Raw genomic sequence first — 14,755 nt, 5'->3', positions numbered from 1 at the left:
CTGGCAAGGTTACCGGATGAATCAGCACGAATCGTGGGAGCCACCAGGCGCTGCTAACCTGCCGCGGCATCTCAGCGAATGAAGTGCACCTTGCCGGTATCGTCATTTCCCATGTAGATCCCATACACTCCGGCTTGCCGCTCCAGAATGTAGCGTTCGAGAATCTGTCGAATCGCCGGGTAGTAGATTTCTTCCCAGGGAATCTCATCCGGTGTGAAGAACTTGTAATCCAGTGTTTCCGGCCCGTATTGCCCTGTTTCTTCGATAGCGATGGCGCGGAAGATGATGTACACCTCGCTGATCTTGGCCACGCTGAAAATGGAGTAGGGTGAAACGATTTCGCCGCGCACGCCGCTTTCTTCCCACACCTCGCGCAGCGCCGCCTGCTCGGTGGTTTCGCCGGCCTCCATGAAGCCGGCCGGCAAGGTCCAGGTGCCTGGGCGCGGCGGTATTGCACGCTGGCATAGCAGGTACTTGCCATCGCGCTCGATGATGCAGCCGGCGATGATCTTCGGATTGATGTAGTGGATGTAGCCGCAACCGGTGCAGTGCAGGCGTTCGTGGGTGTCGCCAGTGGGAACGCCCCGGGCGAGCTCCGTTGTGCAGTGCGGGCAGTAGCGCGGGGCGTTGGGCATGGTCAGCGGCCTATGCGAGGTTCCTTCAGGGCCAGGGGCTCGACGATGTCGCGCACCTTGGTGTTGTCGTCCTGCTTCTGGCGCAGGTAGTCCAGAGCCACCTTGGCGGCGGCACGGACGTGGTCGACCGAGGCCTGGTGGGCCACCAACGGGTCGCCGCCTTTGATCGCCTCGACGATTTTTTCCATTTCACGGTTGCTGGCGCCACGGCGGTTTTCCTGCGACACCGAAGTGGCGCGCAGGTAGCTGATGCGGGCCTGCAGCTGGCGTAGCTGCTGGGCGGCGACCTGGTTGCCGGAGCCTTCCAGGAGCACGTCGTAGAAACCTTGCACCGAATCCAGCACCTGTTGCAGTTCGCCTTCCTCCAGCGCTTCGCGGTTGACCTCCAGCGCCCGCTCCAGGGCACGGATGTCCTTGGCCTTGGCATTGAGGGTGAACAGCTGCACGATCAGGCCTTCGAGCACGCAGCGCAGTTCGTAGATGTCCCGGGCGTCTTCCAGGGTGATGATGGCCACGCGTGGGCCCTTGGCGTCGGCGAATTCAACCAGGCCTTCGGACTCCAGGTGGCGCAACGCTTCGCGCACCGAGGTGCGGCTGACGCCGAGGCGGTCGCAGAGGTCGCGCTCGACCAGGCGGTCGCCCGGGAGCAGGTGGAAGTTCATGATCGCGCCGCGCAGCTTGTCGAGCACGATTTCACGCAGGGTAACGGGGTTGCGGTTGACCTTGAAGCTGTCGTCGAGTGGCTGGCGTTTCATCAGGTGCGCTCTTTATGAGGCTGTTGCGCCAACATCGCGGAGCCCCCTGAACCGAGGCACTCCTTGCAGTGGTTCGAACAGCCCGTTGTTAACGGGTTGACTCCGCATCGGCTTCGGCGAACGCCTCGCGGGCCAGGCGGAAACTGTCCACCGCCGCGGGCACGCCGCAATAAATGCCGACCTGGAGCAGGATCTCGCGAATCTGTTCACGGCTCAGGCCATTACGCAATGCGCCGCGAATGTGCAGCTTGAGCTCGTGGGGCCGGTTGAGCGCGGAAATCATGGCCAAGTTTATCATGCTGCGCTCTTTCAGCGACAAGCCATCACGGCCCCAGACGTGGCCCCAGCAATACTCGGTCACCAGCTCCTGCAACGGCTGGGTGAACGCGTCGGCGTTCTGGATCGAGCGGTTCACATACTCTTCGCCCAGCACCTGGGTGCGGATCTGCAGGCCTTTCTCGTACTTTTCGTTGCTCATTGCCTAGCTCCGAATCAAAACAGGGGCCGCAACCGAGGGTGAGAGGGTCGCGCGGCCCCTAAAAACAGGGGGATCGGTGGTGGCTTCTTCGCGGGACAAGCCCGCTCCCACAGGTACTGCACAGTTCTCGAGAGCTTTGCAGTACCTGTGGGCGCGGGCTTGCCCCCGAAAAGGCCCGCACGGTGTCAGCCAAGCGGCGGCAGGGCGCCCAGCTTGCCTTTGTGGTAGACCATCGGCGTGGCGGGGTCGGCCGGCAGCACCAGGTTCTTCACCGCGCCGACGATGATCGCGTGATCACCACCGTCGTACTCGCGCCACAGTTCGCACTCGATGATCGCGGTGGCCTTGGCCAGCAACGGGTTGCCCAGCTCGCTCAGGTGCCACTCGATGCCCTTGGCCTTTTCCTTGCCCTTGCCGGCGAAGGCATAGGCTTCGGCGGTCTGGTCGGCGGACAGCAGGTGGATCGCGAACTGCTTGCTGTCACGCAGGATCGGGTAGGTGTCGGAGGCGTAGTTGGGGCAGAACAGCACCAGCGCCGGATCGATCGACAGCGCGCTGAACGCGCTGGCGGTGATACCGACTATGCCGCCGTCGGCGTCCAGGGTGGTGACCACCGTGACCCCGGACGGAAAGGAGCCCATCACGTCTTTGTAGATGCCTGGTTCGATCATCTCGTGCTACCTCTCAACGCATCACAAACGGGTCGGGCATCGGCGCGGTGGACAGGTTGATCCACACGGTCTTCAGCTCGGTATAGGCGAGCACCGAATCGATGCCGCTTTCACGGCCGTAGCCGCTGTTCTTGAAGCCGCCGATCGGCGCCATGGCCGACACTGCGCGGTAGGTGTTGACCCAGATGATCCCCGAGCGCACGTCGCGGGCCAGGCGGTGGGCACGTCCCAGATCGCGGGTCCAGATGCCGGCGGCCAGGCCGAACTGCGAGTCGTTGGCAATCGCCAGGGCCTCTTCCTCGGTCTTGAAGCGGATCACCGCAGCGACCGGGCCGAACACTTCTTCCTGCATGATGGTCATCGAGTTGCTGTCGCACTCGAACAGGGTCGGCTCGTAGAACCAGCCGTCACCCTCGACCTCGGCGCGCTTGCCGCCCAGGTGCAGCTTGGCCCCTTCGGCCTTGGCGGCGGCGACCAGCCCTTCGACCACAGCCAGTTGCTGGGCGGTGGCCATCGGGCCCATTTCGCTGGCGTCGTCTTGCGGGTTGCCAATCTTGATACGCTTGGCGCGCTCGACCAGGCGGGCGACGAATTCGTCGAAGACCTCGTCCTGCACCAACAGCCGCGATCCGGCCACGCAGCTCTGCCCGGAAGCCGCATAGATACCGGCCACGGCGCCGTTGATGGCGCTGTCCAGGTCGGCGTCGGCGAAGATGATGTTGGGTGACTTGCCGCCCAGCTCCAGCGACAGCTTGGCGAAGTTCTCGGCGCTGCTGCGTACAACGTGACGAGCAGTGGCGGCGCCGCCGGTGAAGGCGATCTTGCGCACCAGCGGGTGGCGGGTCAGCGCCGCGCCGGTGCTTGGGCCGTAGCCGGTGACCACGTTGACCACGCCCGGCGGGAAGCCGGCTTCCAGGGCCAGGCGGGCCAGTTCGAGGATGGTCGCCGAGGCGTGCTCGGACGGCTTGAGCACGATGGTGTTGCCAGCGGCCAGGGCTGGGGCCAGCTTGATCGCGGTCAGGTACAGCGGGCTGTTCCACGGGATGATCCCGGCCACCACGCCGATTGGCTCGTGCACGGTGTAGGCGAACAGGTCCGGCTTGTCCAGCGGCAGGGTGCCGCCTTCGAGCTTGTCGGCCAGGCCCGCGGTGTAGTGGAAGAACTCCGGCAGGTAACCGACCTGGCCGCGGGTTTCGCGGATCAACTTGCCGTTGTCACGGCTTTCCAGCTGGGCCAGGTGCTCTTTGTTTTCGGTGATCAAATCGCCCAGGCGACGCAGCAGTTTGCCCCGCGCGGTGGCGGTGATGCTGCGCCAGGCCTTGCTGTCGAAAGCGCGCTGGGCGGCCTGCACGGCCAGTTCCACATCGGCCTCGTCGGCGTCGGGCAGTTGCGCCCAGGCCTGGGCCGTGGCCGGGTTGAGGCTGTCGAAGGTCTTGCCGCTCTGGGCATCGAGCCATTGGCCGTCGATGCACATCTGGAAACGAACGAGGGTCATGCAACAATCCCCTTGGCGGATTCGGTGAGGGTGCGGGCGTGCTTGAGGAAGTCCAGCAGCATCTTGTTGACTTCGCGCGGGGCTTCCACCGGCATCATATGCCGTTGCTCGGCGAGGACCACGCTCTGCGCGCCGGGGATGCTGGCTGCGAGCTGGCGGGTCATGGCCGGGGTGGAACCTGAGTCGAGCTCGCCGGTGGCGATCAGGGTCGGCACCTGGATACTGCACAGGTCGCTGGCGCGGTACATGTCCTGGGTTGCAAACAGCGAATACGTGGTGTGGTAGCCCTGCGGGTCGTTGCTCGCCAGCACCTGGCGAATCGCCGCGACCTGCGCCGGGTTGGCGGCCTTGTATTCACGGCTGAACCAGCGGTCGAGGGCGGCATCGACGTTGGCGTCGGGGCCCTGTTCGGCAGCCTGGGCGGCGCGGGCGATGACGCCGGCGCTCTGCTCCGGGGTGCGATTGAACACGCTGTTGAGCACTACCAACGCAGACAGGCGCTGCGGGTAGTTGAGCGCGAAGGCGCGCGCGACCAGGCCACCCATGGAGAAACCGATCACGGTCGCTTGGGTAATCTGCAGGTGGTCGAGCAGCTCGGCCAGCTGCGCGGCGTAGCCTTCCAGGCCGGTTTCGGCGGCAGGCAGTGCACTCTGGCCGTGGCCGAGCATATCGTAGGCGATGACGCGGTAGTCGTTGGCAAGGCCCACGAACTGCCCGCCCCACATTTCCTTGTTCAGGCCCACGCCGTGGATCAGCACCACGGGTTGGCCCTGGCCTTGGACCAGGTAACTGGTGCCGGCCGGTGTACGTTCAGCGACAGGCTGAATCATGGAGGGCGCTCCTTGAAGGTCGGGCGCGGCGGGTATTCACGCCACGCCCAGGCCCGTCTTGGTTGTTGTTATTGAGCGTTGGCTTTTTCGGCAGCCAGTTCTTCCAGGTCGATGTAGCGGTTGCCGATGCGCGGGTGCAGGCGGCCACCGTCGGCGGCGCCCAAGACCACGACGATTTCGTCGGCACGCGGGGCGTCTTCGATCTGCATTTCCAGGGTGATGTAGTGCGAACGCAGGCCTTCGTCGTCCTTCTGCATCATTGGGATCTGGATCGAGGTGCCCGGGCCGCCGCGCTTGTTGGTGAAGCTCAGGTAGCTCTTGGCCTGCACGGCTTCGCGGTAGTGGTTGCCGAAGCGCAGGGTGTGGATGACCGCCGAGGCGTGTTCGATTTCACCGTCGGCGCCGACCACGGCGGCTTTCCCGTAGGCTTCGATCTTGTCGGCACCGCCGATGGCGGCGGTCAGGCGTTCGACCATCAGCGCACCCAGCTCGGAGCAGTTGGCACGGATTTCAGGCTTCAGATCTTCAACGAAACCGCGACCGGCCCATGGGTTCTTGATGACCACGGCCAGGCCGACCATGGTCACCGGCTTGTCGGTGGCCTTGCCGCCTTCGATGCGGGTCTCTTCGGAGTAGGTGACGATCTTGCGGATTTCGAAACTCATGGGTGGCTCCTGGTGAGGGTTATCAGCTCTTGTTGTCTGATGGTATACCATAATATTTGTTGTGCAAGAGGGTGCGGGAAAAATCTCTTGGCGGGGGACGAAAGGTTGGCTGTACCTGGGTTTTTGTTGCTGTCTGTAATGGCCTCTTCGCGGGCAAGTCCGCTCCTACAGGTTCACCACTGAACCCAAGAGCGGTGGCGTACCTGTGAGAGCGGGCTTGCCCGCGAAGAGGTCAGCGCGAATCCAAAAAAATGCCCGCTCGCGAGGGCCATGACGGCCGCCGGGAGCGGGCTGATCCCGCAACTACTTCAGGTAATGGGAATTCAGGCGAACGCCGGTACCACTTCCTTGATGAACAACTCGAGCGACTTCTTCTTCTCGGCGTGTGGCAGGCTGTTGTCGCACCAGAAGCTGAACTCGTCGACACCGAGTTCCTGGTAATACTTGATGCGCGCGATGATTTCTTCCGGGGTGCCGATCATGGTGTTCTTGCGGATGTTCTCCAACTGGAACGCCGGCACTTCGGCGAACTTGGACTCCGGGCTCGGCTCCAGGAAGCCATTGACTGGCACGGTCTTGTTGCCGAACCAGGCATCGAAGGTGCGGTAGAAGCGCGAGATGGCCTGGGCGCCGACCTTCCAACCCTCGGGTTCGGACGGGCTGTGCACGTGGGTGTGGCGCAGCACCATCAGTTGCGGGCGCGGCACGTCCGGGTTGTTGTCGCAGGCGGCCTGGAACTTGTTCTTCAGGTCCAGCACTTCCTCGTCGCCCTTCATCAGCGGGGTGACCATCACGTTGCAGCCGTTGGCCACGGCGAAGTTGTGCGAGTCCGGGTCACGGGCGGCGATCCACATCGGCGGCGTGGCGTTGAACGGCTTCGGAACGCTGGTGGAAGTAGGGAATTTGTAGACCTCGCCTTCATGGGCGTAGTCGCCTTCCCACAGCTTGCGCACCACCGGGACCATTTCACGCAGGGCCTTACCACCGTCGGTGGCCGGCATGCCATTGGCCATACGGTCGAATTCGAACTGGTAGGCGCCACGGGCCAGGCCCACTTCCATGCGGCCGTTGCTGATCACGTCGAGCAAGGCGCATTCGCCGGCCACGCGGATCGGGTTCCAGAACGGCGCAATGATGGTGCCGGCGCCCAGGCGGATCTTCTCGGTACGCGCGGCGAGGTAGGCCAGCAGCGGCATGGGGCTTGGCGAGATGGTGTATTCCATGGCGTGGTGTTCGCCGATCCACACGGTGCTGAAACCGCCGTGCTCGGCCATCAGGGTCAGTTCGGTCAGGTCTTCGAACAGCTGGCGGTGGCTGACCTGTTCATCCCAACGTTCCATGTGCACGAACAACGAAAATTTCATGTGGCATTCCTCGGAGCTTGAAAGTCTCGCCTGGCGCGCCAGGCGTCATTAATAAGGCTAGGCGCTTCAGGCGAAGGCGGGCAGGCTGGCCATCTTGCCGCGGCAGTACACCATCGGCCGTGGGGCTTGCTCGGGGACGATCAGGTTGTGCACCTTGCCCACCATGATGGCGTGGTCGCCGCCTTCGTATTCGCGCCACAGCTCGCACTCGATCACGGCGGTGGCGCCGGCCAGGATAGGGTTGCCCAGCGCGCTCAGGGTCCACTCGATGCCAGCGGCCTTGTCCTTGCCCTTTTTGGCGAAGGCGTAGGCTTCGGCCTGCTGTTCACCGGAGAGCAAGTGAATGGCAAAGCGCTTGTTCTTGATCAGTACAGGGTAGGAGTCGGAGCTGTAGTTGGGGCAGAACAGCACCAGCGGCGGGTCCATCGACAGGGAAGAGAAGGCGCTGGCGGTGAGGCCGACGATCGAGCCGTCGTCGTCCAGAGTGGTGATGACGGTGACGCCGGACGGGAAGGAGCCCAGGACGTTCTTGTAGACGGTTGCGTCGATCATGGCGTGTACCTCGAAGGGGGCAGCGGTGGACCGCTTTTTATCGTTGATGTGTCTGATGGTATACCGTAATACTCGATTTGCAAGCGGAATTTCTCAACGCAGCAGAATCACGATGAGTGGCGCAAAGCCGCATGAATAGTGGGCTCCAACAAACTGTAGCGCCTTGGCTGCGGTTGCTGAACCGGATCAGTTACAGTTTTTTAAGCCGAAGCAGTGTTGTCAAAAGCTTGGAATACCATAATATGGTCCGCAGCTGAGAGGCCGCCTAGACGCGGTTTCCTTACAAAGATAAAAACGACCTTTCGAGCTGAAAACCATGTCCCAACCGTCATCGCAACACCAGTTTGTCGAGAATCACACGGTCGATTACGTTCCACCTGCCGAGCGCCATGGGAAGGCGCGCGATCTGTTCACCCTCTGGTTCAGCACCAACATCGCGCCACTGCCCATCGTTACCGGCGCCATGGTGGTCCAGGTGTTCCATCTGAACCTGTTGTGGGGGCTGATCGCCATCGTGCTGGGCCACCTGATCGGGGGCGTGGTTATCGCCCTGGCCTCTGCGCAGGGACCGCAGCTGGGCATTCCGCAGATGGTGCAGAGCCGCGGCCAGTTCGGCCGTTACGGCGCCTTGCTGATCGTGTTCTTCACCGCGCTGATCTATGTCGGTTTCTTCATTTCCAACATCGTTCTGGCGGGCAAGACCATCCACGGCATTGCCCCGAGCGTGCCGATGTCGGGGGCGATCGTGATCGGTGCCCTGAGCGCGACGGCCATTGGTGTGATTGGCTACCGCTTCATCCATATCCTCAACCGCATTGGTACCTGGGTGATGGGGTCGGCGCTGCTGGCCGGTTTCATCATGATGTTCATCCAGGACCTGCCGGGCGACTTCTTCAGCCGTGGTGCGTTCAACCTGTCAGGCTTCATTGCCACGGTATCGCTGGGCACCATCTGGCAGATCAGCTTCTCGCCGTACACCTCCGACTACTCGCGCTATCTGCCTAAGGAAGTGGGGATTGCCAAGCCGTTCTGGGCGACCTACTTCGGCGCCACCCTGGGCACCATCCTGTGCTTCAGCTTTGGTGCGGTGGCGGTGCTGTGCGTGCCGCAAGGCACTGATGCGATGGACGCGGTCAAGCAGGCCACCGGTTGGCTGGGCCCGATTCTCATGGTGCTGTTCCTGCTCAACATCATCAGCCACAACGCCCTTAACCTGTACGGCGCGGTGCTGTCGATCGTCACCGCGATCCAGACCTTCGCCGCGCAGTGGACGCCCAGCATCAAGGTACGGGTGATACTGGCTGCGGTGATTCTGGTGGCGTGCGGCCTGGTTGCGCTGAACGCTTCGGCGGACTTCATCGGCCAGTTCATCGGGCTGATCCTGGCGCTGCTGCTGGTGCTGGTGCCATGGGCTTCGATCAACCTGATCGACTTCTACCTGATCAAGAAGGGCCAGTACGACATTGCCTCGATCTTCCGTGCCGATGGCGGGATCTACGGGCGCTTCAACCATCACGCGATCATTGCCTATGCCTGCGGGATCCTGGTGCAGCTGCCGTTTGCCAATACGGCGCTGTATGTGGGGCCGTATTCGAACATTGTCGAAGGGGCGGACCTGTCCTGGCTGTTTGGTTTGATCGTGACGGTGCCGCTGTACTATTGCCTGGCCACACGGGGCAAGGCCGTGAAGGCTGTGGGGGCTGTTAGCGTCAACGACTGATAGAGTTGAGTTGTCGCTATTGGCGCTGCTTCGCAGCCCATCGCAGGCAAGCCAGCTCCCGCAGGTAAAGCACTGGATTCAAAAACTGTGCAGTACCTGTGGGAGCTGGCTTGCCTGCGATGGGCCGCAGAGCGGCCCCATGTGCTTCAGATCAAACCTTGAACTGCGCCACCATGCCATTCAGATCCACCGCCAATCGCGACAGGTCCTGCGCCGCCGCACTGGTCTGATTGGCCCCCGCCGAAGTCTGCATCGCCAGATCGCGAATGTTCACCAGGTTGCGATCCACCTCCCGCGCCACCTGCGCCTGTTCCTCCGAAGCACTGGCGATCACCAGGTTGCGCTGGTTGATCGATGCAATCGCCTCGGCAATCACCTCCAGCGCCTGCCCGGCGCCCTGCGCCACTTCCAGTGTACCGGTCGCCCGACCCTGACTGCTGTGCATGGCCGTCACCGCACGCTCGGTACCGTTCTGGATCCCGGCAATCATCTGCTCGATCTCCGCCGTGGACTGCTGAGTGCGGTGAGCAAGGGCGCGTACCTCGTCTGCCACTACGGCGAATCCACGGCCGGCCTCGCCGGCACGCGCAGCTTCGATGGCGGCATTGAGTGCCAGCAGGTTGGTCTGCCCGGCAATCGCGCCGATCACATCGAGCACGCGGCTGATCTCGTTGGCATTGTTAGCCAACTGCTCGATCTCGGCGGAGGTGCCGGTGACGTCATCGACCAGGTGCTGGATCGAGGCCAGTGCCTGGTTGACCTGCTCGCGGCCATCGCGGGTGGTGCGGTCAGCGCCCTGGGAGGCATCGGCAGTGCTCACCGCATTGTTCGCCACCTCTTCGACGGCAGCGGTCATCTGATTCACGGCAGTGGCCGCCTGGTCGATTTCCGCGCTTTGCTGATGCAGACCGCGGCTGGTGTCTTCCGTCACGGTGTGCAGTTCTTCCGAGGCCGAGGCCAGCTGGTCGGACGAGGCGGCGATCTTGCGCAGGGTGTCGCGCAGGCTGGCCTGCATCTGGCTCAGGGCGCGCAGTAGCAGAGCCGGCTCATCGCGGCCGGTGACCTGGATGTCCTGGGTCAGGTCGCCGGTGGCCACGCGTTCGGCCACGGCCACGGCATCGGCCAGCGGCACGACGATGCTGCGGGTGAGGGCGGTGGCAATGGCGGCCAGGGCGAGCATGATCACCAGCAGCGCGCCAATGACGGCAGTAAAGGCTTCGTCGGCCACGTCGCTGCTGCGTTGCGAGGCGTGCTCAGCGCCGTTGCCGTTGTAGCTGATCAGTGCCGTCATGGCCTTCATCATGCCGTCGGCGTACTGGGTGAGCGGGCCGGCAATTTGTTGCTTGGCTTCGGCCATGCGGCCGGCGGCAATGTCCTGCAGCACGCGGGCTTGCAGTTCGAGGTACTGCTGATGGGCGGCATTGAAGGTAGTGAACAGGGCGCGGTCATCGGCAGCGATGATGGTCGCCTCATAGTCCTTCAAGCCATCGTTGAGCTGTTGGTTGATGCCTTTGAGCAGGTCGATGTTGCGCAGGCGCTCGCTGGGGCTGTCATCCAGCGCGGCGCGCAGGGTGACGGCGCGGGCGCGGCCGAGGTTGGTGCTGATTTCACTGAGGGCGACCACGGCGGGCATCCAGGTCACGCGGATTTCATCCGTGGCCTCGTCCATCTGCCGGGTTTCGTAGAGTGCGGTAAGGCCCATGGCCAGGACCAGAACGCCCAACAGGGCGAATGCGCTTGCCGCGCGAGTGCCGATCTTCATATTCCGTAACTGCATGGAATGCTCCTTGACGGTGGCGTGCAGGCGCCAAGAGCATGGACGGAAGGCCGGGTCACCGGGGTGATGCCAGGCTCTCGATGCGCTGCGGATTTAAGTGTGTGCCTCACCCTTTTGAATAGTTTTTGATTTGAATGATGCCACATGGCCACCATTATTGACCAGTTATTCAATGTAACGACCAGAACTGACAAAACCGTAATTTGTTGACGGTTTTGTCAGGAAATTGCGCTTAAACGATGGCGATTGCCGGGTCTGCGGCAGCCAGTGCCAAGGCGCGATCAGCGGCTGGCGGGTAGATCCACATTCCGTTGATCTGGCGCTTGAGGTTCTTGCCTTCCTGGCCCTCGAGTTTCAGTTCGCGCTCCCAGCCTTCGCTAAAAGCCGCACCCCAGCCACCGAGGTCCAGGCAGGTGACGTACTTGGGCTGGCGGTAGATCACCGGCTGTTCGCCGAGCAGGTCGGCCATGGCGTTGTTGCCCGAGTGGCGACCCATGGGGATGGCGTGCTGGCAGGTCATCAGGGCGTGGTTGCCCAGTTCGTCGACGGCAGCCCAGGCGGTGTCGCCGGTGGCATAGATGTGTGCCTGGCCGATCACCTTCAGATGGTCGTCGACCTTGAGGCGGCCGAAGTTGTCACGTTCGCCGGCCACTTGCGCGGTCAGCGGGCTGGCCTTGACGCCCACGGTCCAGATCACGGTCTTGCTGGCGATGTACTCGCCGTTGTCCAGGGTCACGCCACCGGCATCGACCGCGACCACCGAGGTACCGGCCAGCCACTCGACACCCGCGTGCTCGCAGGCGGCGACGATCGCTGGGGTGATGCCCGCGCCCAGCGCTTCGCCAACCTTGGCGCCACGGTCGACCACCAGCACACGCACAGCTGCGTCGCCGAGGACGGCGCGCAAGCGGTCGGGCATTTCGGTGGCCGTCTCGATGCCAGTAAAGCCACCGCCGCACACCACCACGGTGTTGCGTGCCGGCGAGGCGGGCAGGGCAGCCAGGCCCGCCAGGTGCTGCTCAAGGTGCACGGCCGACTCCATTTGGTCGACATCGAAGGTGTGCTCGGCCAGGCCAGGGACTGCCGGGCGTGCTACCTGGCTGCCGGCGGCGAGGATCAGGCGGTCGTAGGCGATCTGCTGCAGTTGGCCATTGGCATCAATGAAGCTGACGCTGCGCGCTGCGCTGTCGATGGCCTGGGCATGGCCTTCGATGAACTGCACGCCCACGGCTTCGAACAACTCACCCAGCGGCGCCTTCATGCCATGCACATCGGCTTCGTAGAAGCGCGGGCGGATGCGCAGTTCCGGCTGAGGGGCCAGCACGCTGATGCTCAGGTCGTCGCGCTGGGCCTGGTCGAGCAGTCGGGCGGCGCTCAAGGCGCTCCATACACCGGCAAAGCCGGCACCGATGATCAGGATGTTCGATTTCATGAAGGTGCTCCTTGGGTAATGGGGCTTCGAGGCTTTTGTGTCTCTCGAATAACTACGACTGTATTGATCGTAGTTATTGCCTGCAAGCTTTTTTTGCGTTCAACGCGTGGCCTTGTCGCTGGTGAAACCGCTGAAAAGCCAGTTTATCTAGGGTTTATGGGTTTCTTACTGGGTTAGGGTGGCGACGGGCGGCGCTTTGACACTTTGCCAATACCTGTCGACCAGCGTACTATTTGCGACAAATCTAGTCGGAGATTGCTATGTCGCTCTACAGTGCGGGTGTCGAATACGGCATCCATTGCCTGCTGTACCTGGTGGACGAGCGTGGGGACACCCGCGAGTCCAGCGTCCGCGATCTGGCAGAGCTGCAGGGCGTGCCGCAGGAATACCTGGCCAAGGTCTTCACCAAGCTGGCCCGTGCCAAGCTGGTCGCTGCGACTGAAGGCGTGCGCGGGGGCTTTCGCCTGGCCCGACCGTCTGACGAAATCACCGTGCTGGATATCGTCACTGCCATCGACGGACCGAAAAAGATCTTTGACTGCCGCGAGATCCGCGAGCGCTGCACGCTGTTCGAAGGCTCGCCACCGGGCTGGGCGACCGAAGGCACCTGTGCGATACATGCAGTGATGCTGGGCGCGCAGAAGCGTATGGAAGAGGCGCTGGCGCAACAGACCATTCTCGACCTGACGCGGCGCTTCGGGCGTAAGGCGCCGGCGGAATTTGGCCAGCAGGTCAACGACTGGATGGGCGAGCGGCGGATCCCTGCGAGCCAGTCTTGAAAAGGCGGTGGAGCCTCAGCGCGCCTCGTGTTGCCTGCGGTACGCCCCTGGCTGCACGCCCACCGCTTTGGCAAACGCGCGGGTGAATGCCGCCACCGACTGATACCCCACCTGAGCACCCACTTGCTCAACGGTGTTGCCCGCCTGCAGCAGCTGGCAGGCATGACGCATGCGCAAGGCCAGCAGCACCTGCCCCGGTGATTGCCCGGCCACATCAACGAAGCGTTTGAAGAACGCCGAGCGCGACAGGCCCGTGCACGCCGCCATGCTTTCCAGTGTCCAGGCCTGCCCGGGCTGTTCGATCAACTGTGCCAGCAACTCTGCGAACGCCGGCTGGCGGGCGAGGGCGACCAGCCCGCCGAGCGCATGCCCGCCATGTACCTGCTGGCGCAGCACATAAAGGAACAGCAAGTGTGTCAGGCGCTCCAGCAATGTTTGCGAGGGCGAGCGTCGGCATTCTTCAAGGATCAGTTCGAACAATGCACGCGCGGCATGTGTGTCCGGCTCCTCCGCGCGAAGCACGATCCAGTCGGCCAGGCCCTCGACGATCAGCGACGACAGCCCCGGGCGGAAATCAAAGAACCCACACACCAGCCCCACACCGTCGTTGGCGTTGGGATTCAGCTGCTGCATTATCTGGCGCGGCTGGGCGCAAGCGCTCCCCGGGTTTTGATCACTGGACAACCGATAAGCCAAGTCACGCAGCAGAAACACCGCATCCCCGGCTTCCAGGCGCACGGCCTCGGCCTTGCCTTCAATGTGCAGCCAGCAATGCCCCTGCACCACCAGGTGGAAGCTGGCCCGGCCCATGCCTTGGGTGCTGGCGTGCCAGCCACCGCAATAGCGACCGACATGGAACAGGCTGGCGTCTAGCTCAAGCCCTTCTAATAACCAATCGACAAGATGGCTGGATGAAATCATCTAATGCAAAGACTCAGGAGCAAGGAAAGGCGACTGATGAATATGGAGGGTAATTCTTATAACCAACAGACTGTAGGGACACTCAGCTAAGGAGTCCACTCCATGTCTTCGCGCATTACTTTACACACGCTGCAGAGCGCCCCGGAAGCGGCCCGCCCGTTCCTGGAAAACGCCCAGAAGGCCTCGGGCTTCATCCCCAACCTCCTTGGCGTGCTGGCCAATGCCCCAGCGGCGCTGGAAACCTACGTGACCGTCTCGGCCCTCAACGGCAAGTCCGAGCTGACCCTGGCCGAGCGTGAAGTGGTGCAACTGATCGCTGCTACCCAGCACGGCTGCGACTTCTGCGTAGCTGGCCACACCGCCGTGGCCCTGAACAAGGCGAAACTGCCCCAGGAGGTGGTCGATGCGCTGCGCGCCCGTGGCGAACTCCCGGACGCACGCTACGAGACGCTGGCTGCATTCGCCCGCGAAGTCATCGCCACCCGTGGCAATGTCAGCGAAGCCACTTACCAGGCGTTTCGCGAAGCCGGTTTCACCGAGGGCAACGCGCTTGAGGTGATTCTTGGTGTGAGCCTCGCAACCCTGTGCAACTTTGCTAATGTGTTCGCCCAGACGCCGCTCAACGACGAGCTGAGCAAGTACCGCTGGCAGCCTGCGTAATCCGCACAGGGTGCCGCGGCG

At 63.0% G+C, this 14,755-nt stretch carries 15 protein-coding genes; 3 read left to right on the top strand and 12 right to left on the bottom strand.

Annotation, left to right across the window (positions count from 1 at the left end; translation table 11 throughout):
* Positions 1-71: 71 nt before the first annotated feature.
* From ACZ6YA_RS19705 to ACZ6YA_RS19665, 9 genes are all read right to left on the bottom strand, one after another.
* Positions 72-635 carry an NUDIX hydrolase gene (locus ACZ6YA_RS19705; protein WP_465898764.1) on the bottom strand — a complete coding sequence of 188 codons (564 nt, stop codon included), beginning with the start codon at positions 633-635 and terminating at the stop codon, positions 72-74.
* Positions 636-637: 2 nt separating this feature from the next.
* On the bottom strand, positions 638-1,390 hold the full coding sequence (locus tag ACZ6YA_RS19700; protein WP_167062359.1) for a GntR family transcriptional regulator: 753 nt from the start codon (positions 1,388-1,390) through the stop codon (positions 638-640).
* A gap of 88 nt (positions 1,391-1,478) precedes the next feature.
* Positions 1,479-1,868, bottom strand: coding sequence for a carboxymuconolactone decarboxylase family protein (locus tag ACZ6YA_RS19695; RefSeq protein ID WP_465898763.1), 390 nt, complete (start codon positions 1,866-1,868; stop codon positions 1,479-1,481).
* A gap of 185 nt (positions 1,869-2,053) precedes the next feature.
* Positions 2,054-2,539: a flavin reductase family protein gene (locus ACZ6YA_RS19690; RefSeq protein ID WP_465898762.1), complete on the bottom strand. Its 486-nt coding sequence runs from the start codon at positions 2,537-2,539 to the stop codon at positions 2,054-2,056.
* A 13-nt stretch (positions 2,540-2,552) separates the two neighbouring features.
* Complete coding sequence (locus ACZ6YA_RS19685) at positions 2,553-4,034, bottom strand: aldehyde dehydrogenase (protein WP_465898761.1); 1,482 nt, start codon at positions 4,032-4,034, stop codon at positions 2,553-2,555.
* Entirely contained in the window at positions 4,031-4,864 is an 834-nt protein-coding gene (locus ACZ6YA_RS19680; RefSeq protein ID WP_465898760.1) for an alpha/beta fold hydrolase, read from the bottom strand. The genes ACZ6YA_RS19685 and ACZ6YA_RS19680 overlap by 4 nt, the downstream gene beginning before the upstream one ends.
* Before the next feature lie 68 nt (positions 4,865-4,932).
* On the bottom strand, positions 4,933-5,529 hold the full coding sequence (locus ACZ6YA_RS19675) for an amino acid synthesis family protein (RefSeq protein ID WP_003256068.1): 597 nt from the start codon (positions 5,527-5,529) through the stop codon (positions 4,933-4,935).
* 323 nt (positions 5,530-5,852) lie between these two features.
* Positions 5,853-6,893 (bottom strand): LLM class flavin-dependent oxidoreductase, encoded by a 1,041-nt coding sequence (locus tag ACZ6YA_RS19670; protein WP_465898759.1) that lies wholly within the window; start codon positions 6,891-6,893, stop codon positions 5,853-5,855.
* 66 nt (positions 6,894-6,959) lie between these two features.
* On the bottom strand, positions 6,960-7,445 hold the full coding sequence (locus ACZ6YA_RS19665; RefSeq protein WP_465898758.1) for a flavin reductase family protein: 486 nt from the start codon (positions 7,443-7,445) through the stop codon (positions 6,960-6,962).
* A 316-nt stretch (positions 7,446-7,761) separates the two neighbouring features.
* Between ACZ6YA_RS19665 and ACZ6YA_RS19660 the strand changes: the two genes are divergently transcribed.
* A complete protein-coding gene (locus ACZ6YA_RS19660) occupies positions 7,762-9,165 on the top strand; it encodes a purine-cytosine permease family protein (RefSeq protein WP_465898757.1) in 1,404 nt (467 codons plus the stop codon).
* Between the two features lie 151 nt (positions 9,166-9,316).
* Here ACZ6YA_RS19660 and ACZ6YA_RS19655 read toward each other — a convergent pair whose 3' ends face one another.
* Positions 9,317-10,942, bottom strand: coding sequence for a methyl-accepting chemotaxis protein (locus tag ACZ6YA_RS19655; RefSeq protein WP_465898756.1), 1,626 nt, complete (start codon positions 10,940-10,942; stop codon positions 9,317-9,319).
* Positions 10,943-11,174: 232 nt separating this feature from the next.
* Positions 11,175-12,374, bottom strand: coding sequence for an NAD(P)/FAD-dependent oxidoreductase (locus ACZ6YA_RS19650; protein WP_465898755.1), 1,200 nt, complete (start codon positions 12,372-12,374; stop codon positions 11,175-11,177).
* A gap of 260 nt (positions 12,375-12,634) precedes the next feature.
* Between ACZ6YA_RS19650 and ACZ6YA_RS19645 the strand changes: the two genes are divergently transcribed.
* Complete coding sequence (locus ACZ6YA_RS19645; protein WP_465898754.1) at positions 12,635-13,153, top strand: RrF2 family transcriptional regulator; 519 nt, start codon at positions 12,635-12,637, stop codon at positions 13,151-13,153.
* Positions 13,154-13,168: 15 nt separating this feature from the next.
* On the opposite strand, the gene ACZ6YA_RS19640 is transcribed toward ACZ6YA_RS19645, so the two are convergent.
* Positions 13,169-14,074 carry an AraC family transcriptional regulator gene (locus tag ACZ6YA_RS19640; protein WP_465898753.1) on the bottom strand — a complete coding sequence of 302 codons (906 nt, stop codon included), beginning with the start codon at positions 14,072-14,074 and terminating at the stop codon, positions 13,169-13,171.
* A 102-nt stretch (positions 14,075-14,176) separates the two neighbouring features.
* Here ACZ6YA_RS19640 and ACZ6YA_RS19635 point away from each other — a divergent pair, with 102 nt between their 5' ends.
* Positions 14,177-14,734: a carboxymuconolactone decarboxylase family protein gene (locus ACZ6YA_RS19635; RefSeq protein ID WP_465898752.1), complete on the top strand. Its 558-nt coding sequence runs from the start codon at positions 14,177-14,179 to the stop codon at positions 14,732-14,734.
* The last annotated feature ends 21 nt before the right edge of the window (positions 14,735-14,755 follow it).

This window comes from Pseudomonas sp. NPDC090752 (genome assembly GCF_055584805.1).
The sequence above is the reverse complement of the archived record's forward strand: the minus strand, read 5'-3'. Positions and strand labels throughout refer to the sequence as shown.